The organism is Aequoribacter fuscus (assembly GCF_009910365.1).
Classification (GTDB): domain Bacteria; phylum Pseudomonadota; class Gammaproteobacteria; order Pseudomonadales; family Halieaceae; genus Aequoribacter; species Aequoribacter fuscus.
Genome location: NZ_CP036423.1, coordinates 1910051 through 1928566, shown reverse-complemented (window position 1 = coordinate 1928566; position 18516 = coordinate 1910051). Strand labels below are relative to the sequence as shown.

The window sequence follows — 18516 nt, the reverse complement described above, 5'->3', positions numbered from 1 at the left end:
GCGTTGACATTCTATTGACTGATGCTCCCGGTGTGAAGCCCCGCAGCAGAGCTGGAGTTGTTATCCGGCAATACAGCCAAAACTGTAAGCCACTCAAATTATGATTGGCGCACGAAAAGACAAGTGACTTTACAACAAGACAGCCGTCTTGTATAATGGTGAATTCTGTTCGATCCAATAAATCATCTCTTGAGGAATTTCCCATGCCAATGATCCCGCACGTACCGTTACGTCTATCGAGCGTCGCTCTCAGCGCTTTGTGTTCCACCGTGGTGTTGGGTCAAGAGCAATTCGGATCCCGGGGCGGCCTAGAGGAAGTCTTGGTGACAGCCGAACGCGTTGTCGCGTCCCAGCAAGATACGCCCATCTCTTTAACGGCCTTTGATCAGCAAAGCCTTGAGAATCTTGGTGTTATCGAAAGCGGTGATATCGCGGCTTATACCCCTAACCTGCGGATGAACAAGACGCCCGCAAGTCAGAACGCTTACGGGATCAGTATTCGTGGCATTGCTTCCAGCGAACCCTCTTTGGCCATCGACCCTACGGTGGGAATTTATATCGACGGTATTTACATTGGGCGCAACTCGGCGGCCGCCTTCGAAATCGTCGATATGGAGCGTATTGAGGTGCTTCGTGGGCCCCAGGGCACTTTGTTTGGTCGCAACACCACAGGCGGTGCCATCAATATTGTCACCCAGAAGCCATCGGGCGAATTCGGTTTCGAGCAGAAAGTGACGATGGGTGAGCGCGAGCTGCTGCGCAGTGCCACTTCTATAGAAACCCCCGAGTGGTCGAACCTGTCAGCGCGGCTAAGTTTTACCCATGGCGAGCGCGGTGGATTGGTGCGCAGCGCTTATACGGGCGGTGACTTGGGCCAATACGATCAGCAGGCGGTGCGCCTGGCGGTGCGATGGACCCCAACAGAACGCTTGGTCGCGGACTACACCTTTGACCATTTTCAGCAGGACTCTAACACCAACCTCAGTCAAATCAGCTTTGTGCGCCCGCTGCAGCTGAGCCTCGGCGGCGGGCAGTATGAGCAGGCTGCGGCGGCCGCATCACCCAGGCGGTCGGGCAGCCTGCCGTTTATCGGTGATGGCAAGGATCAGTCGATGGAGATTGACGGTCACGCACTCACACTCGCTTGGGAGGCAGACAGCTACACACTGAAGTCGATTTCCTCGTGGCGCGAGTTCACCAATCGCTATGCCAGTCAGGGTTTTGGAGAGTTCCCTAGCGATGGGCAGACGCTTCTCTCAGCATCATTTGATGGTACGACAGTGCCTGCCGGTGACTTCGTGCAAATGTTTGATTCGCAGGGTTTTAATGAACACGAACAATGGTCCCAGGAGTTCCAGGTCATCGGCGCACTCGCTGATGATCGACTTTCCTACACTGCGGGCGTCTACTTTTTTGGAGAGGAGGGGCGGCAAGCCGATCCTCAGCAGTTTGTTTTCCCGGCGCTGCTGGCACTCGGAAGTTTGGACGCGGGAACGCAAGCTTTTCTCTGTGCCGGTGACTGTTTCGGCAAAAGCATCGTACTAAACTCTGGCGCGAACTATTATGAAGCAGACAACGATGCCTGGGCGCTTTACAGCCAGTTTACCTATGACATCAGTCCAAAGTGGGCGGCAACACTCGGGATGCGTTGGAGTGAGGATGAGCGCGAACTTCGCCTGACCAACACGTTTGACGACGTAGGCGAAACGACGCTGTCAGCCAGTGACTCCTGGAGTAAGTTCAATCCTAATCTGACCATGACCTACACCGCATCCGATGATCTGATGCTCTACGGCAAGATCGCAACGGGCTATCGTGCCGGCGGCTATAACGTTCGCGCCACCACCCAAACATCGTTTGAAGATCCTGTAAACGAAGAAAATGTTACCTCTTTTGAATTGGGTGGCAAGAGTGAATGGATGGAGAACCGGGTACGTCTTAACGGCGCACTGTTTTACTACGAATATGAGGACCAGCAGGTTTCACAATTTGAAGCGGGCTCCGGTGGCGCTTCCTCAAAGCTGGTCAACGCAGGGGAATCCGAGGCATGGGGGGCAGAGCTAGAACTTACCGTTATGCCGACTGATGCCTTGTTGGCAACATTCAGCTATGGCTACACCGATCTGTCTTACAATAAATTCATCACCAGTGTCTCGGATCCGATAACAGGTTTCCCCGCGAGGGGAGAGGACGGCGAACCACTGACTGCCGATATTGCCAATACCGCCAGCACCATTGCGGGATCACCCAAGAGCAACGCCTCGGCGATCTTGCAGTACACCTTTCCGCACATGGGCTACGGCCAGTGGATTGCACAGTTCGATGTTGCCTATTCCGGCGATAGAACCTTTCAGACGCAACTGAATCTGTACGACCGGGCTGATTCTTACACGCTTTTCAATGCGCGCCTGACGCTGGCCGATATTCCGGTGCCCCACGGTGAGCTGAGTGTAGCCGCTTGGGGCAGAAACCTCGGCAATGAAAAGGTGCGCGAATTTGGTGTCGATTTTGGTGCCCTCGGCTTTGCAGTGAACACGTACCGGGAATTGCGCAGCGTGGGTTTCGACCTCAGCTATCGGTATTAGGGGCTTACAGTGATGTTTACACACCTTATCGGCTATACAAGAGGCTCGACCTTGGTGACTGCAATTCTGGCAGGGTTGCTTTTCGCGTCTGTGGTTTGGAGCCAGGATGAGCCCTTAATGGATGGTATGGGTAACATCAACTTCCACGCCTTAAACGCCGATTCACCTGCGGCGAAAATCTATGCAGACCGCTGCGCGCAATGCCATGACAACGCCGAGGGACGAACGCCGCCGCGTGCCTCGTTGCGTTATCGCCCCCCAGAAGGTGTCTACCAAGCACTGCGTAGTGGTGCCATGGCACCTATGGTGGAAGGCCTTGCAGACGAGCAGATCAAGTCATTGGTGAAACTGCTCACCGGGCGCGAACCGAAGGAGATCGTCAATCCCGCCACGCAGCTGTGTGCCAACCTTCCAGCCAGCGTAGCGCTAATGGAAGGCGACTGGAGCAGCACTCACGGCGATATTCGTGGGCGTCGTTCTCGCCAGCACCCGGAATTCACCGCAAGCGCGGTGGCGCGCTTGCAGCTCAAGTGGAGCTATGCCTATCCCGGAGGGGCCGCGGGCCCGGTTACACAAGCAGGCGACTCCCTGTTTCTCGCCGGTACGGGTTACGTTGTTGCGCTGAATGCCGAGCGCGGCTGCGCGCAGTGGGCCTATCCCACGCAAGGCCGGATTGTGCGCGCGGTCACCGTCGTCGCGTTTGACGATAGCAGTGGACGTGATAAAAACGCGGCGTCCAGCGTAGCGCTGTTTGGCGATGATACGGGCACGGTGTTTGCCCTCAATGCGGCTTCCGGAGCAATCCTGTGGCAAACCAATGTCGAGAACCATGTCCTGACGCGCATAACGTCGGCGCCTACGGTATATGACGGGATCGTCTACATCCCGCTCTCATCCATGGAAGATCCCTTAACGCATGACAAAAGCTACTTTTGCTGTAGCGCGCGCGGCGGCGTGGCTGCGGTTGATTTACGCAGTGGCAGGCTGCTGTGGAAACAGCATCACATCACCGAGTCACTAGCTTCGCTAGTGCTAGAGTCACAACATCACAGCACTCAGAGCGCTGCTGCGCCACTGAGCAAAGAGCACGCATCCGGGCAGTTCCAGCAGGGCCCCGCTGGCGCATCAACCTACACGCCGCTAACTATTGATGCGAAAAGAGGTGTGGTCTATGCGACTACTGCGGAGGAATACGGCTTTACCGGTGCTGCAGGGCCATACTCTGTCATCGCTTATGACCTGCAAACCGGTAAACGGGCTTGGGAGCAATCATTCCTGCCCGAACCCGACGAACGCAGCCGCATTTGCGCCGAGCGGGTAACAGACTGCAGAAATTTCTTCTCCATGGGGACCTCTGTGCTTATTCATCCGCTCCCTGATGGCAAAGACATCCTGGTTGTCGGGCAGAAATCGGGTAAGGTCCACGGTATTGACCCGAACTTGGGCGGCAAGGTGCTCTGGTCCACACAGGTCTCAGAGGGTGGTGACCTGGGTGGCGTTATGTATGGCTTAGGGGCAGATGACAAGAAGATTTACGTGCCCATCTCTGATGTTGATTCTCCCGAGCAGCGCCTCACCGGTTCGCTGGTTGCGCTCAATCCCGCCAACGGAGAGGTGGTATGGCGCACCAAAGCTCCTCAGGCGGCTTGTAATTGGGATAAGAGCCAAAACTGTATCGCCGGCCAAGTAGCGGCGGTTACCGTGGTCTCAGATATGGTGTTCGCCGGCTTCTGGGATGGCTATGTGCGCATCTACGCCACAGGGGACGGACGTTTGCTGCGCGAAATTGATACCGCCATCGAATACGATGGGGTTAACGGCACGGCAAGTGGTGGGCAGGTCAGCGGCTACCCCGTCACAGTTGGCAGGGAAGCTCTCTTTATCACTTCCGGCGCAAGCTCTATCATGAAATCCGGCAATGCCCTGCTTGTTTATACGGTAGATGGTCAATGAACATTAGGAAAACAGGAGATCTCCCTGTGGTCATCAAAGCCGACAATCGCGTCGATGATTCATTAACTCGACGCGATATATTGCGCAACGGGGGATATCTGATGATGGGCAGCGCACTGGCGGGCTGCGGTAACGCTGCTGACACGGAGGTCGCCAGCGGCACGACAGTGCAGGGGCACCATGCTACGGAAGATCTCTATGAGCAAGGTAGTGTGCCAATCGCCAATAGCGGCTGGACCCAAACTTTGGGCGTTGCTCCCGATTACCCAGCGCTAGAGCAAGACCTGACAGCAGATGTTGTGGTTGTGGGTGCGGGACTCGCCGGCAGCTCCCTGGCTTTGCACCTGACCGAGCTGGGACTCAGTACTGTCGTGTTGGAAATGCACCAACCCGGCTGGGGCGCCTCGGGCCGCAATGCTGGTCATGTGCTGCCACTACTGCGTGACATGAGTGTCTTCGAGTCGTTCCCTGATCAAGGCCGCGCTTTTTTTGAACTCTTTCGGGAGCATCACGGTATCCCGTTCGAGATTGCGCAGCGCTACAATATTGACTGTGATGCCACGCAAAGCGGCTATCTTAATGCCATGACGTCGCAAAGTGCCTTTGAGAAGTTTCATGCGGCTTCGACGCAGCCCGCCGACAAGTTAGGGCAGAATCTGGAATCTGTCGATGCGCCTGCCATGCTTGCAATGACGGGTTCCAACTATTACTCCCACGGGGTTCTGTATCCCTCGGGAGGACGCATCAATCCCTACCTGTTTACCGCCGGCATGAGCGCTGCGGCGCGTGCGCAGGGCGCACGCATCTTTGGCGACACTGAAGTCACCAGCTTGTCGCAGAACGGCGACGATTGGCGCGTTCGCGTGCAGAATGGATCAACGGTGCGCTGCAAGCGGGTGGTTTTCTGCACTAACGCCTATGCAACCGACGTGGTACCCGAGCTACGGCAATCCTGTTATCCGATGACCGCCTATGCACTGTCCAGTGGGCCACTGCCACACGAGCTGCGGGACCAAATTATGCCCAGCAGAGCAACACTCGCGCAGGTGCCCTTCGACCTCAATCCATTTCTGATCGACGGTCACGACCGTATCATCACGGCTTCTATGCCCAGCCGGAGTAAACCTTGGGATGCCGACTGGCACTTTCAGCAGCATTTGGCGTGGATACATCGTACGTGGCCTGTGACACGAGAGTTCCCCATCAAACTCCAGGCCTACTGGACAGGAAAGGTCGCAATGCGGCAGCAGGAGTTCCCAGGAATGTACGAATTGAGGCCCGGCATCTACGGTTTGATGCACTTCAATGCCTGGGGCAACGTCATGGCGCCGTTGATGGGTAGGGCGCTCGCAACGGCTATCGCCCGTGACCGTCTCGATCAACTGCCGTTTCCTATTGAACGCCCACAAGCAGTCTCAAATCCTGGGAAGCAGGAGTTCTTGATCCGCAGCCTGATGATTCCGGCGGCACGTATAGCGCAGCGCCTCGGTATCCTGTAAGCAAAAACCTTTTACGGAGAACGTTAGTGAAACCTTTATATGCATGGCTGGTTGTTTTTGCGGCGATTGTCACACAAGGGTGCTCCGCCACTGGCCCTCAAAGCCAGCCACTTACCCATCGGGCGATAGATCCCCCCGGCTTGTTCGCAATGCCAGGTTTCCATCAAGTGATGGCGACAACCGGCCGCGAGACGATTTACGTTGCGGGGCAGGTCGCCTATGACGAAAACATGAAACTCGTGGGAATTGGTGATTACCGTGCGCAAACAATACAAGCACTTGGGAATGTCATTCTCGCGATTCGCGCGGCGGGGGCCGAGCCGGAAGATATCGTCAGTAGTACCTTGTATATTCGCGGCCTGAATGCAGAAGCTGCACAGGAAATCATGGCAGGAATGGCCGTAGCACTTGAGGGTCAGCCGTTTCCGGCACACGCTTTCAGCATGATTGGCGTGGAAACACTCGCTGACTCCAGAATACTGATTGAAGTTTCAGCTATCGCGTCGAATTAATGTCGGGTTAGCTCGCTATTTTGTGAAAGAAAACGTGACTATTTTGTGGACGCATATTCTATGACGACTCTCAAACACTTCCCTGTGACGGCTTCAGCCGCGGACATCCTCAACGAGCTTGACCTAAATGGCGCGCTCGTTATTGAGGGTTTTTTGACAAGCGAGGAACTCGATCGGTTAAACGCTGAGATTAACCCTGCGCTGGAAAAGAAACCGGTGAATCATGCCCATCCAAACGCAGCGGTTGAGTTCTTTCACGGTCCGCACACAAAACATTTGACCGGGGTTGCCAATGTGTCAGACACATTTGTGAATGCGGTATTGCTTCACCCTATTTTCAAGCTGGTAGGTGATCAGATACTGCTACCCAATTGCTCTGATTATACTTTAAATCTTGCTCACGTTCTCGATCGTGGGCCTGGGTCAGGGGATCAATTGATTCATCGCGATCAGGATGTCTGGCCCAGGGAGTTAACGAGTGCCATCGGTGGCCATGTGCAATTTGCGTCACTTATTGCTCTCAGTGAGTACACTGCAGATATGGGTGCGACTCGCGTGGTGCCAGGTAGCCATCGGTGGCCCCATGATCGAGTGCCAAAACCCGAAGAAATCGTCATTGCTGAAATGGCTCCAGGATCGGCAGTGATTTATCTGGGGTCTACGCTGCACGGTGCGGGCTCTAATAGAACAGACGCCGTCCGGCGAGGCATGCATACCAGCTTTTGCCTTGGCTGGCTCCGGACCGAAGAGAACAGCTATTTATCCATTTCTAGAGAGCGCGTTCGGAAAATGTCGCGTAGAGCACAAGAGCTCTTGGGCTTCGGCGTGCATGATGGAATCGCAAAAGGCGAAGGTTTTTTAGGGGCGGTGGATAACGGCATCCCAGCGGACATGCTGGCAGCAGGCAGATTGTAAAGTAGCCGGCAATGATGAGGCTGCAGAAACTCAACTAGAACGGGAGTATCGCGATGAAAACGGGTTTGGTGTGGGATGAGCGTTATATGTGGTACGACTTCGGTTCCTACGCTAGCGTGTTCAATGACTACCGTTTCATTCAACCAGGTACTCAGCCCGAAACACCTGAAAGCAAGCGGCGAATACTGAATCTGCTCGAGACGGCCGGGCTTCTGGAACAGCTTAAACTGATCAAGCCGGCGTGTGTGTCCAACGAGGAATTAGCACTTGTCCACGATCTGGACTATATCAACCGCGTGGCAGAGATTAGCGCGGATCATGGAGGCTACGCGGGGTCAGGCCTGCTCATGCCTAGCGGGGGTTTCGAGCTGGCCGCGTTGGCGGCGGGCGGCACTAAGGCAGCAATTGATGCCGTATTAAATAAGGAAGTCAGCAATGCCTATGCGTTGGTGAGGCCGCCAGGGCATCACGCTGAGAAAGACACGGGTATGGCGCTGTGTGTGTTTTCCAATATCGCCGTCGCGGTGAAGTCCGCTATGCAAGAGCATGGCCTGCGGAAAGTCGCAATAATTGATTGGGACGCCCACCACGGAAACGGAACCGAATCCGCTTTTTACTCTGATCCTTCGGTTCTGACGCTCTCGATTCATCAGGACCAGATGATTTATGGGCGTGGTTTTGTCGAACACAACGGTGAAGGCGACGGGGAGGGCTACAACCTCAATATCCCGCTTCCACCCGGTTCCGGGACTGGCGCCTACCTCACAGCTTTCGAGCGCATCATCATTCCAGCTGTGACCCAGTTTGGCCCGGACTTGATCGTTGTGGCCAGTGGCTTGGATGCAGGTTTCAGCGACCCAACGGCGCGCATGTTGTTGCACTCGGAAAGCTTCCGCCTAATGACGCGATATACCATGGAGCTCGCCGCTAATGTGTGTAGCGGTAACTTGGTGCTGAGCCATGAGGGGGGGTATGACCCGACGATGACGCCGTTTCTGGCACTGGCGATCTTCGAGGAGTTGAGTGGGCTGAAATCCAGAATTACTAAAGAGGACAATCCTTTTGAGGGCCCCTACACAGGGTTTATCGTTGAGGAGCATCAGAAACTTAGTGAGCAACAAGATCAATTCCTTCAGCGTGCTGAAAATATGTTGCGTTTTATCACCTGAGGTTTTAGTAACGGCAATGTTGAGCAGCGGCATAGATTTTGAAGAAGTAGCCGCTGTACCGGGTACCGATCCAACCTCTCTCGACAAAAGTCCGTTGGGGAAAATTCCCTGCATCGAAACACCCCGCCGCTTCTTGTCAGAAACCGGCCTGATTCTGGCCTATATTGAAGCCTGCTATCCGTAACAGCCTTTGTCACCGCCGGATATCTGGGGTCAGGCGAAAATGCACGAGCTCATGAAGATCTGTGAGTTTTACATAGAAAGCCAGAGCTGGCGCGTGATCCCTGCGCCCATCGGTGGAGCGCCGTTGGAGAAGTCAGTACTCGACGATGTTGCAGTGTTGATGGTCTAGGCACTTGTGTCCATTCAACGAGTGGGACACTTCACCCCCTTTCTGATGGTGAGCAGATCACGCTTGCGGATATCGTTCTGCGTTGCGCGCGAGTGGTTGTGACGGGCGGTACTTGGTTACCCAACGTGATTGCCGCGCGCAAAAATGCAGGCGGACTAATATCTCTTGCTTTAAACTCGCTAGCAGGGCCCACATTGATCGGAACTGTCCGGTTGTGAGTGAGTAGAGTCCTTTCAAGCTTTCTCGTTTAAAGACTACCCTGAATGCTGTGGAAAGCGCTTAACACACCAAAGCGGCGGGCACGAATAGAGAAGGCTAAACCGCTTGTCGCCTGAGTTTGAGGGTAGTGGCCGTTAGTACGCACAAGTGGACCTGCACTGCCCTCGACGTTCACGGCTATCCTGTTGAAAGAGTGTTCGAATGAGACATGCGGTGCTTACGGATTTGCCGAAAAATGAAACTTTTTGAAGGATTTTCTCAGCATGGTATTTTTCATGGTATTACCGATTAGAAGTAAAATAAGCCATTGAAAATAAAAGACGAAAATGGCTTATTGATAATAGAGTGGGAGTGATAGGTACTCACAGGCAACGTCTGGCATTGGCTGCCGTCACTGCTTAAGCTTCAAGATCTAGCGGCCAGGCGATAGGCTGCAAGAGCTAAAGTGCGTCACGATCTGAAAGCAGAAGTTTCGGTTGCAGTTGCCCGTTACCACACTGATTCAGAAGTCTGGTACCGGGCCCAGCCAACTACAGCTCGGTTTTGTTTCTTCCTGCGCGTCCCTTGTCAGTCTTGTCGGCAAAATTTTTCAACAGCTCTACCACAGGCGGGTTGGCTGCGCCCGAATAGCCGGTGAAGGCCTCGTAGGCGAGCTTGGCTGCCGATAACGTTAAGAATGGTCTCCGTGGCCGAGCGCACCGCCACTGCTCATTGGGCAGGATACGCGTGGCCATCTCCTCGGCGGCAAACTCCTGCCAGACTTCCCACAAGAGTTTGTGCATTTCCTCGTTAATGGCGTTCATGTCCTTGGGACGATTAAGGGTAACGTAAGCGATTCTCCCGCGTCTTTCGTACAGTACAGTGGGCATTGCAACCTCCTTGTCAGGTAAGTCGGTTTGATGGATAACTGATATAGGAACCATCATAGGACTGACGAACAAGTATGGCCCTGCGTAAAAGCACCCCCTGATAAGATAAAACGGCCCAACATAGTAATATTCTCAACAGTACACTTACCCAACGACGAAGCTGCATGAATCGGAGAATGCCCATTTATGAGTGCCGCGCGCGCAACTCCCACCCCCCGAAATTCCGTCACCATCTTGGCAGTTGATGGCTCGATGGAGATGAGTATTGTGATGGCACGAGATTTGTTCCACGCCGGAGCAGTGGCACAGCTGCACGCCGAGCCCGCAACAACCGTTCGCTCCAGAGAGCAGGTCTTGGTTGCCACTCAGGACGGTGAGCAGGTGCAAACCTCTAGCGGCTCACGGTACCAACGTGACTGTTCAATTGCAGATGTCGAGCATACAGATTTGATTGTGGTCTCCGGTATCTGGTGTGAAGTAGAGCAGCTTATTGAGACACACAGGACCACTATCGATTGGTTACTCGAGCAACACCAAAGGGGAGCCATGATCGCCTGCCTGCACACCGGTACTTTTCTCTTCGCCAAGACTGGTCTGCTCGACAACAAGGTCGCCACCGTCTTCTGGCACATGGTGGATGAGTTCGAGTCGCACTATCCCAACGTTAGTCTGCAACCGGGAAAAAATATCACCTCCACTGGCCACCATCTAACACAAGAACCATTAACTGTTCGCCTTCAATCCTGCAGATACCGCGATAGCGGCCAATTCGCAGACGATGTTGGCAGAATGGTACTCATTAATTAGCTAATGCCCTCTTTGATTTGCGCGATCTTTTTCGCCCGTATGGACTTGGGTTTGTGACAGACTGAAGCTACTCGACAATAGGTAGCACTCCCTATACATTGTGAGGGTCCAACTTTGTGGCGATAAGGATTCATTTTATGGAGTTTTATGAGGTACTTGATAAACGACGTGCGACGCGAGCATTCTATCCTGAGACGATAGATCAAAACGTCATCGAGCGAGTGTTTCAGAACGCGCTTGCAGCACCCAGTAACTGCAATACGCAGCCGTGGTATGTCCACATTGTTAGCGGCCCTCAGCTCGAGGCGTTACGCGCGGTGTTGCCTAATAAAATGAAGGCGGGCGAGATCGAACTAGATTTTCCTTTTGACGGCGCGTACGAAGGGGAATTTAGGGAGCGACAAATCGCATCCGCGAAGGCATTGACAGAGGCAGCCGGTATTGACCGGCACGATAAAGTGAATCGCGACATCGCCTTTATGCGTAACTTTACGTTTTTTGATGCGCCTCATGTCGCGTTCTTTTATTTGCCCGCGGGCTTTGCGGAAAGAGAGGCGTGCGATCTGGGGATGTTTGCCCAAAGCGTTATGTTGGGTTTGGTAAACGAGGGGCTCGGCAGTTGTCCGCAAACGGCTTTGAGTTTTCATGCAGGCACTTTGAGGGATGCTCTGGGCATTACTGATGGTCGCAAACTGATGTTTGGTCTGTCGTTTGGCCGGCCTATAGAGGACGCGCCGGTCAACCAGTGTCGCACGGCTCGTGCTGATTTTGGCGATCTGATTCAGTGGCACACAGACATTTCTTGATTCAACAGCCACCGCAATTTCTGGGTGCGCTTTTAACAGAGCTGCTTGGTGCTGCTCCATGTTTGAATGGCTGCGTCTAGATCAGTGGAGTTAAGCTTGGTTCTAAAGTGGCCCCCGACTATGCTTACCGCACCTTCAGCAATATTGTGGCGCGCAGCTACGATAGCGGAGGCTTGTTAGCGTTGACGCATCGCACTAGCGATCTCTGGCGAGTAGGCTGAGTGGCTTATCCGCGCTTCGACAACTTCAACTCCCGCTTTTTCGAGCCGATCTTGATCCTCTCTCTGCAGGATCTCGGATCTATTGCGCGGGAATTAGCATTACTTTCTTATTGCCCTGCAATTTGCGAGCTGTTGCTGGGCTCTAAGCGTGGACGAAAAATGGGGAAGAACGCACTCAAATATGGTGCTGTTGCGGGGGTTGGCGCTTTAGCCTGGAAGGCTTATCAAAACTATCAAACTAACACACAGCAAGCAGCTACGCCGTCTCCCTCGGTCGAGCAGCAAGGCCAGCAGCTTGATCAACTTGCTAGGGTGCCGCAAGAGCAGCGGGGCTTGCAAATTCTTCAGGCGATGATTATGGCCGCACGCGCGGACCGGATTCGATTCAATCCACTCACAGAGTTGATTCGCTGCCCTCATGGAGTTGACTCGCCGATTCAGGCTAGCTACCTCGCTCAATCCAAGTTGTAACTCGCAAGGCCAAAAAAAACCCAGCCGAGGCTGGGTTTCTTTGAGACTCGTAATGGATTAGAACTCGTAGGTAAAATCCAGACCGTAGGTTTTAGGATCGCCATAAGACTCAGTGATGAAGTTCAAACCACCAAAGTTAATGGAGTAGTTTGGATAGTCATCATCGAGCAAGTTGCGGCCCCATAAGGTCACGGTTAACGTGCCGTCGCCCACTTGAATATCTTGCCAAGCCAACTGTGCATTAACTAAGGTCTTTTGATCTAGAATCTGTGGTGGATTTACGCGTGGAAACGCTGCCCTACCATCAGCATCGTTCAAAATCTGGGACCACAGTGCGTTCTCAGCAATCTCGTCTGAATAAGACGCGTTAACAAAACCCGTGATTTCACCGTTACTCAAACGCGCCACCGTAAAATCAGCGAACACGCTGTACTGATTGCTGGGCGAGGTACCTCGTGTAGCCGCCGATGTGCCGTCAATACAAATACCGGAGAAGCCACACACGTCAGGGAATTCCTCGAAATCACCGTTGATATAGCTGTAGTTAAATCCGAGTACGAGGTTGTCACTCAAGGCGCCCATCAGCTCAATTTCGGAACCCCAACGATCTGCTTCACCGGCGTTAACCAAGCCAGAAGTGATGCTACCAGAGGAGGTATCACTTACCGCAACCTGAATGTCCTCCCAAACGTAACCCCACAGCGCAAAGTTTGCGCGTAAGCGACCATCCATGAGTGAGCTCTTGGCACCCAACTCCCAAGAGTTTACTTTCTCTTCCTGGAAAGCATCACTACCTGCCTGTTCACCGTTAAAACCGCCAGATCGATAACCGGTAGCGTAGCGACCATATACGTTGAGATCATCACTTGGCTGGTATGACAAAGCGAGCGTATAGCTAATGTCATCAAAACTCTCGGCATCATCACCCACAAGCGCAGGCGCGGGGCCGAAGGGCGTATTGTATGCGGGATAGTTATAGGCTATCGACTTGTCTTCCTCCGTATAGCGAATACCAAAAGTCGCAGCAAATGGGCTGTCTTCACTTGGGCGGAAAGTCATTTGGCCATAGACTGCTACAGCCTCCGTTTCTAGCCGATACTTCTGCGAGCCATTACCGGTAAGCGGCGCCGCGAAGATAGCGTAACGATCGTAGTTACTTTCATCTTCAAAGTAGTAAATACCAAAGGCATATTCGACAAGATCTTTGGAACCAACCACCTGAAGTTCTTGGCTGAATTGCTCGTAGTCGCTATACGTATCCTGATAGCTCTGGTTAGCGCCTTGGGTATCAATGGCATTCCAAAGCGCTGCGGTAAATGGCGATGCGAAAGCGACCCCCGGGGTTCCCGGGCCAAATAACCCCGCGGTTGCAGCTACCGTGCCACCGTAAATCTGACCTAGTGTCAAATGCACGAGATCACCATAAGCACCGATGCCATTTGCGTCCAATCGGCTATCAAGATCTTCAAGGTCACCGCCCACGTAGCTCTCAATTTCGCGCTGCGCGGTGATCGACTTAACCTGAAAATCATCAAAGTCCCAGGTCAGAGACAAGTTATGACCGTCTGCTTCAGTTACGGTTACCGGAGTCGAATCTGAAGCGCCCTTGCTTTTGCGGCCACTACCCTCTGCAAGACGCGCTTGGTATTCAGCGATGGTCTTTTGCAGCGAGGGTACCCACCGCGATGCTATCAATGGGTCAGCCGCAGGGTTACTACCCCAAAACTGAGCACCTTGAAGTAAACCTTGCAAAGTCCCAATTAACGGCACGTTACCGGCGGGATCAAGAGGGTTAACCCCAACGATACGTTCCAAGTTATTGAGTTCATCGAGCTCACTCTTGTCGTAGATGTAGTCAATCGAGAACCGCTCGCTCACGTCTAAATTAGCCGCAAACCGATAGGCCTGACGGTCTTGATCGTTATAACCGGGCTTTGACGGATCCACATCATCATAGAAAGGGTCACGCTCGCGTGTCTGGTAAACGAAGTTAGTTGAAAGCTGACCTAAACCGCTGCCTACCTCACCCACCGCTGGCAGGTTGGTCACTACGCGGAATTTCTTGGCGCCGTAGTTGCCTACACCCGCTTGGATTTTCATATCGAATTCGCCCGTTGGCTTTTTCGAGATGAAGTTAACTGCACCGCCCACGGTGTTACGACCGTACAGTGTGCCCTGCGGGCCACGCAGCACTTCGATGCGCTCAACTTCTGCCACGTCGAGTGCCGATCCTACCTGCTTCCCGATGAAGACACCGTCGACATAAATCCCGATCGCTGGATCCACCGACAAGTTAGCCGGCTGACCCGCACCAACGCCCCGCATATTAATCGCCGTTGTACCCTTTGACCCAGGCGACTCAAAACCGCCCATACCAGGGGTTTGAAGCAGCAAATCCTGCGTGTTCTGGATGCCCCGCTTTTCCATCATCTCAGCACTCATTGCGGTAATAGAAATCGGGATATTCTGGTTGCTTTCTTCTCGTTTCTGAGCGGTAACGATTACTTCTTCCATCAACACGCTCTGCGAGAAGGCTGACGGAACGCTAAATCCACCCACTGCAGCGGCGACCGACAAAGCGAGAACCGACCGTTTAGTTTGCTTGTTTAAGCTCATGTGCTACTCCCATTTTGGTTATTGTTAATCTTTGTTAACGTTTTACTACATAGTCAGAGGTTTTTATATCCCACGTTTGTACTAAGACCCCTTTTTCTTGCAATTGAAACTTCTGCACCTTGTTCGTTGGCGTATAGGGCAGAGCCTCAAATTTGGTGATGTACCTGGGCACAAAATAGTATGGCCCGTTTTCATTTATAAATTCGCACAACGCTCTTTCATCCACTTTAGCACCTTGAGCCTCAACGATAGCGAGCGCGAGTTCATGCTCCCCGGGCACGTCAGGGTGCGGCATGCCATAGGCAGCGATATCCGCAATACCAGGAAACTTTCGCGCTACGCCTTCAACTTCCAGCGTCGAGATATTGCGACCACCAAAGCGAATGGCGTCGCGCTTTCGATCAATGTAGAAAAACGCGCCGGTAGCTGGGTCTTGCCTACCCATATCTCCAGTGCAATACCAGTCGCCATGGAAGGCTTTTTTTGTGGCTTCTGGGTCATCAAAATAGCCGTTAAAAATAAGGTAGGGCTCGGTTGGTTTTATGGCGATTTCCCCCACCTCGCCCACGGCAACTTCATTACCTTCATTGTCCAGTAGCGCAACTGGGGCGAGTTCGTCGGCAAAGCCCAGCGCGTACACGGGCACATCATCACGTTGGCTGGCATCACAGCTGAGACTTCAATATCTCGCAGCTGAGCGATAAACTGTATAAAAACACAGTATCGCAAGGATGCGGATCATGCCCCAAGTGGCGGCCAGGATGGCCAGCCGGGACGAGAACACTGGTCGTTACCAGCGTCACCGGCCCGAGCAAACCCTGCTCTATCGGATCGTCGAAGAATACTACCCGACGTTCGCTGCCCATTTGGCGGCGCAGGGCAGGGAACTGCCCGGCTATGTGCAACGCGAGTTTGACGACTACCTCAAATGCGGCCGTCTCGAACACGGCTTTCTGCGGGTGCGTTGTGAGTCGTGTCACGCTGAGCACCTGGTTGCGTTCAGCTGCAAACGTCGGGGCTTCTGTCCTAGTTGTGGCGCACGGCGTATGGCCGAAAGCGCCGCGCTACTGGTCGATGAGGTTCTGCCCGTACAGCCCATGCGCCAATGGGTACTCAGCTTTCCCTTTCAATTGCGCTTTCTGTTCGCCAGCCGGCCGGAGGTCATGGGCCGGGTGTTGGGCATCGTTTACCGCGTCATCGCCACGCATCTGGTCAAGAAAGCGGGCTATACCCACCAAGCGGCCAAGACCGGTGCCGTCACCCTGATCCAGCGCTTCGGCAGTGCACTGAACCTCAACATTCACTTTCACATGCTGTTCCTCGATGGCGTGTACGTTGAGCGTCCCAATGGAACAGCCCGGTTCCTCTGGGTCAGGGCGCCGACCAGCGCCGAACTCACCCAACTGGCGCACACCATCGCCCATCGGGTCGGCCGCTATTTGGAGCGGCAAGGCCTACTGGAGCGGGATGCTGAAAACAGTTACCTGGCCTTGGATGCGGTGGATGAAGATGCGATGACTCCACTGCTGGGGCATTCCATCACGTATCGCATCGCCGTGGGGCCACAGGCAGGGCGCAAGGTGTTCACCCTGCAGACACTGCCCGCCTGCGACCCGGAAGATCAGTTTGGTGACATGCCCGGTAAGGTTGCCGGTTTCTCGCTACATGCCGGCGTAGCGGCCAAGGCCCATGAGCGCAGCAAACTCGAACGGCTGTGCCACTACATCAGCCGCCCGGCGGTGTCTGAGAAACGGCTGTCGCTCACGAAGAATGGCAACGTGCGCTACCAGCTCAAGACGCCGTACCGGGACGGCACCACGCATGTGATCTTTGAGCCGCTGGACTTCATCGCAAGACTGTCGGCGTTGGTGCCGAAGCCACGTGTGAACCTTACCCGGTTTCATGGGGTGTTTGCGCCCAACAGCAAGCACCGCGCCCTGGTTACACCTGCCATGAGGGGCAAGGGGAGCAAAAAGGTCAAGGTATCGGATGAGCCGCCAACACCCGCTGGGCGGCGAGCGTCGATGAAATGGGCACAGCGGCTCAAGCGTGTATTCCAAATCGACATCGAGACTTGCAGCGAATGCGGCGGTGCCATGAAGGTGATTGCCTGTATTGAAGATCCGGTAGTGATCAAGCAGATCCTCGACCATCTGAAGCAAAAAGCCGAAACCAACGAGTCCAGCCCGTTGCCCGAGAGCCGGGCACCACCGGCTGGCCTGTCGCCGGGTCTGTTTACCTGACCCGTCCCAAACGATTCCGATCACGATGCTGCGGTAATTCAGCCGCGGCAGGGATGCGTTATGCCGGCGGCTTGGGTTGGCCCCGGCTGTCGGGAAAAACGGGTGAATTTTCGGCGGGATCGATGGCTACACGGGCCGGATTCAGAATCACCCACTGGCAAAGCAGGCCGTCATTCGCGGTCTACAGTGGCTGGACTTGGAGAAAAACGGCGTTTATTCTTCCTATACTCCGTGGCGACCTAGTGAAGTGGTTCGTACCAATTAATGGTTTTTTAAGGATAAACTATGCAAGCTAACACGAACCTTGAAGCGTTTCAGTCGCTTAATGATGCGATTAACCGTGCGGTTGTTGGCCAAGAGCAGGTGGTTAGAACCTTACTGTTTTCTTTGCTGATCAATGGCAATGTTTTACTTGAAGGGCTGCCTGGCACGGCGAAAACCCGAGCGGTAAAAACCTTGGCGCGTTGTTTAGAAACCAGCTTGGGGCGTATACAGTTTACGCCTGATTTGCTGCCTTCAGATGTTACCGGTAACGAGGTCTATCAAGAAGTTGAAGGACGTCAGCTGCTTCAGTTTCAGCAAGGCCCGGTATTTAATAATATCGTACTTGCCGATGAAATTAACCGTGCGCCTGCAAAAGTCCAAGCTGCTTTGTTAGAGGCCATGGAAGAACGTACCGTGACGGTTGCCGGTAAAAGCTATGAGCTTCCGCCTCTATTTATGGTGTTGGCCACTCAAAATCCGATTGAGCAAGAGGGTACCTATCCTCTGCCTGAAGCTCAGATGGATCGTTTTTTGATGAAGGTTAATGTCGATTATCCTGATGATGCTGCCGAAGAAGCCATTATTAATTTGGTTAGAGGGGAGGAGGCCGGTGAGGCAATAGAAGAGCCTCGTTTTTCTCAAGATATGGTTTTTGCTGCAAGAGAGGAAGTAGCCGCTATTACCGTATCTACTAATATCAATAAATACATTGTCGCTTTAGTGATGGCTACACGCGACCCTAAAAGATATCCCGATTCACCTTTGAAAGATTGGATTAGAGTGGGTTCAAGCCCAAGGGCCAGTATTGCCTTAGATAAATGTGCGCGTGCCTCAGCATGGCTTGCAGGTCGGGACTATGTCACGCCCGATGATGTTCGAGGTGTTGCACACTCGGTTCTGCGCCATCGCTTAATTTTAAGTTACGACGCACTGGCTGATTCAGTAAATGCTGATGCTGTTATTGATGAAATCTTAAAGCAGGTTCTTCCTGCATAAATGACCCCTGCATAAATTA

General features: G+C 53.6%; 15 protein-coding genes. 12 read left to right on the top strand and 3 right to left on the bottom strand.

Going from position 1 to position 18516, the window contains the following annotated elements; all coding sequences use genetic code 11:
• Positions 1-203: 203 nt before the first annotated feature.
• Genes EYZ66_RS08630 through EYZ66_RS08600 form a run of 7 tightly spaced genes read left to right on the top strand, consistent with a single transcriptional unit; the run spans position 204 to position 8817 of the window.
• A complete protein-coding gene (locus tag EYZ66_RS08630) occupies positions 204-2585 on the top strand; it encodes a TonB-dependent receptor (protein ID WP_009575250.1) in 2382 nt (793 codons plus the stop codon).
• Between the two features lie 12 nt (positions 2586-2597).
• A complete protein-coding gene (locus EYZ66_RS08625) occupies positions 2598-4538 on the top strand; it encodes an outer membrane protein assembly factor BamB family protein (protein ID WP_244948419.1) in 1941 nt (646 codons plus the stop codon).
• Positions 4535-6037, top strand: a complete 1503-nt coding sequence (locus EYZ66_RS08620) for an NAD(P)/FAD-dependent oxidoreductase (protein ID WP_235714754.1) — start codon at positions 4535-4537, stop codon at positions 6035-6037. Before EYZ66_RS08625 ends, EYZ66_RS08620 begins: the two co-directional genes overlap by 4 nt.
• 26 nt (positions 6038-6063) lie before the next feature.
• Positions 6064-6549 (top strand): RidA family protein, encoded by a 486-nt coding sequence (locus EYZ66_RS08615; RefSeq protein WP_050793492.1) that lies wholly within the window; start codon positions 6064-6066, stop codon positions 6547-6549.
• Positions 6550-6609: 60 nt separating this feature from the next.
• Positions 6610-7464, top strand: a complete 855-nt coding sequence (locus EYZ66_RS08610; RefSeq protein ID WP_009577315.1) for a phytanoyl-CoA dioxygenase family protein — start codon at positions 6610-6612, stop codon at positions 7462-7464.
• 53 nt (positions 7465-7517) lie between these two features.
• On the top strand, positions 7518-8633 hold the full coding sequence (locus tag EYZ66_RS08605; protein WP_009577316.1) for a class II histone deacetylase: 1116 nt from the start codon (positions 7518-7520) through the stop codon (positions 8631-8633).
• On the top strand, positions 8575-8817 hold the full coding sequence (locus tag EYZ66_RS08600) for a glutathione S-transferase N-terminal domain-containing protein (protein WP_244948413.1): 243 nt from the start codon (positions 8575-8577) through the stop codon (positions 8815-8817). Before EYZ66_RS08605 ends, EYZ66_RS08600 begins: the two co-directional genes overlap by 59 nt.
• A gap of 917 nt (positions 8818-9734) precedes the next feature.
• On the opposite strand, the gene EYZ66_RS08595 is transcribed toward EYZ66_RS08600, so the two are convergent.
• The gene (locus tag EYZ66_RS08595) at positions 9735-10073 is read right to left on the bottom strand and encodes a hypothetical protein (protein WP_009577320.1); all 339 of its coding nucleotides are present in this window, start codon (positions 10071-10073) and stop codon (positions 9735-9737) included.
• Positions 10074-10259: 186 nt separating this feature from the next.
• Between EYZ66_RS08595 and EYZ66_RS08590 the strand changes: the two genes are divergently transcribed.
• The 3 genes from EYZ66_RS08590 to EYZ66_RS08580 all read left to right on the top strand — a co-directional run bounded on the left by EYZ66_RS08590 (position 10260) and on the right by EYZ66_RS08580 (position 12378).
• Complete coding sequence (locus tag EYZ66_RS08590) at positions 10260-10880, top strand: DJ-1/PfpI family protein (RefSeq protein ID WP_050793493.1); 621 nt, start codon at positions 10260-10262, stop codon at positions 10878-10880.
• Between the two features lie 137 nt (positions 10881-11017).
• Positions 11018-11686, top strand: coding sequence for a nitroreductase (locus EYZ66_RS08585; protein ID WP_009577322.1), 669 nt, complete (start codon positions 11018-11020; stop codon positions 11684-11686).
• A 221-nt stretch (positions 11687-11907) separates the two neighbouring features.
• Positions 11908-12378 (top strand): DUF533 domain-containing protein, encoded by a 471-nt coding sequence (locus EYZ66_RS08580; protein WP_280525404.1) that lies wholly within the window; start codon positions 11908-11910, stop codon positions 12376-12378.
• A 57-nt stretch (positions 12379-12435) separates the two neighbouring features.
• Here the strand turns inward: EYZ66_RS08580 and EYZ66_RS08575 are convergent, their stop codons facing one another.
• Both EYZ66_RS08575 and EYZ66_RS08570 read right to left on the bottom strand, forming a co-directional pair.
• Positions 12436-14994, bottom strand: a complete 2559-nt coding sequence (locus EYZ66_RS08575) for a TonB-dependent receptor (protein ID WP_009577285.1) — start codon at positions 14992-14994, stop codon at positions 12436-12438.
• Between the two features lie 34 nt (positions 14995-15028).
• Positions 15029-15640: an AMP-binding enzyme gene (locus EYZ66_RS08570; RefSeq protein WP_083814427.1), complete on the bottom strand. Its 612-nt coding sequence runs from the start codon at positions 15638-15640 to the stop codon at positions 15029-15031.
• A 94-nt stretch (positions 15641-15734) separates the two neighbouring features.
• Here EYZ66_RS08570 and EYZ66_RS08565 point away from each other — a divergent pair, with 94 nt between their 5' ends.
• Both EYZ66_RS08565 and EYZ66_RS08560 read left to right on the top strand, forming a co-directional pair.
• On the top strand, positions 15735-17237 hold the full coding sequence (locus EYZ66_RS08565) for a transposase (protein ID WP_138773302.1): 1503 nt from the start codon (positions 15735-15737) through the stop codon (positions 17235-17237).
• Positions 17238-17522: 285 nt separating this feature from the next.
• On the top strand, positions 17523-18497 hold the full coding sequence (locus EYZ66_RS08560; protein ID WP_009576565.1) for an AAA family ATPase: 975 nt from the start codon (positions 17523-17525) through the stop codon (positions 18495-18497).
• The last annotated feature ends 19 nt before the right edge of the window (positions 18498-18516 follow it).

What these genes read in the sequence shown, in the direction of transcription:
- EYZ66_RS08620 (WP_235714754.1), top strand. Translation starts at nt 4,535, where the DNA reads ATGAACATTAGGAAAACAGGAGATCTCCCTGTGGTCATCAAAGCCGAC.
- EYZ66_RS08575 (WP_009577285.1), bottom strand. Translation starts at nt 14,994, where the DNA reads ATGAGCTTAAACAAGCAAACTAAACGGTCGGTTCTCGCTTTGTCGGTC.
- EYZ66_RS08590 (WP_050793493.1), top strand. Translation starts at nt 10,260, where the DNA reads ATGAGTGCCGCGCGCGCAACTCCCACCCCCCGAAATTCCGTCACCATC.
- EYZ66_RS08610 (WP_009577315.1), top strand. Translation starts at nt 6,610, where the DNA reads ATGACGACTCTCAAACACTTCCCTGTGACGGCTTCAGCCGCGGACATC.
- EYZ66_RS08565 (WP_138773302.1), top strand. Translation starts at nt 15,735, where the DNA reads ATGCCCCAAGTGGCGGCCAGGATGGCCAGCCGGGACGAGAACACTGGT.
- EYZ66_RS08625 (WP_244948419.1), top strand. Translation starts at nt 2,598, where the DNA reads ATGTTTACACACCTTATCGGCTATACAAGAGGCTCGACCTTGGTGACT.
- EYZ66_RS08595 (WP_009577320.1), bottom strand. Translation starts at nt 10,073, where the DNA reads ATGCCCACTGTACTGTACGAAAGACGCGGGAGAATCGCTTACGTTACC.
- EYZ66_RS08605 (WP_009577316.1), top strand. Translation starts at nt 7,518, where the DNA reads ATGAAAACGGGTTTGGTGTGGGATGAGCGTTATATGTGGTACGACTTC.
- EYZ66_RS08585 (WP_009577322.1), top strand. Translation starts at nt 11,018, where the DNA reads ATGGAGTTTTATGAGGTACTTGATAAACGACGTGCGACGCGAGCATTC.
- EYZ66_RS08560 (WP_009576565.1), top strand. Translation starts at nt 17,523, where the DNA reads ATGCAAGCTAACACGAACCTTGAAGCGTTTCAGTCGCTTAATGATGCG.
- EYZ66_RS08630 (WP_009575250.1), top strand. Translation starts at nt 204, where the DNA reads ATGCCAATGATCCCGCACGTACCGTTACGTCTATCGAGCGTCGCTCTC.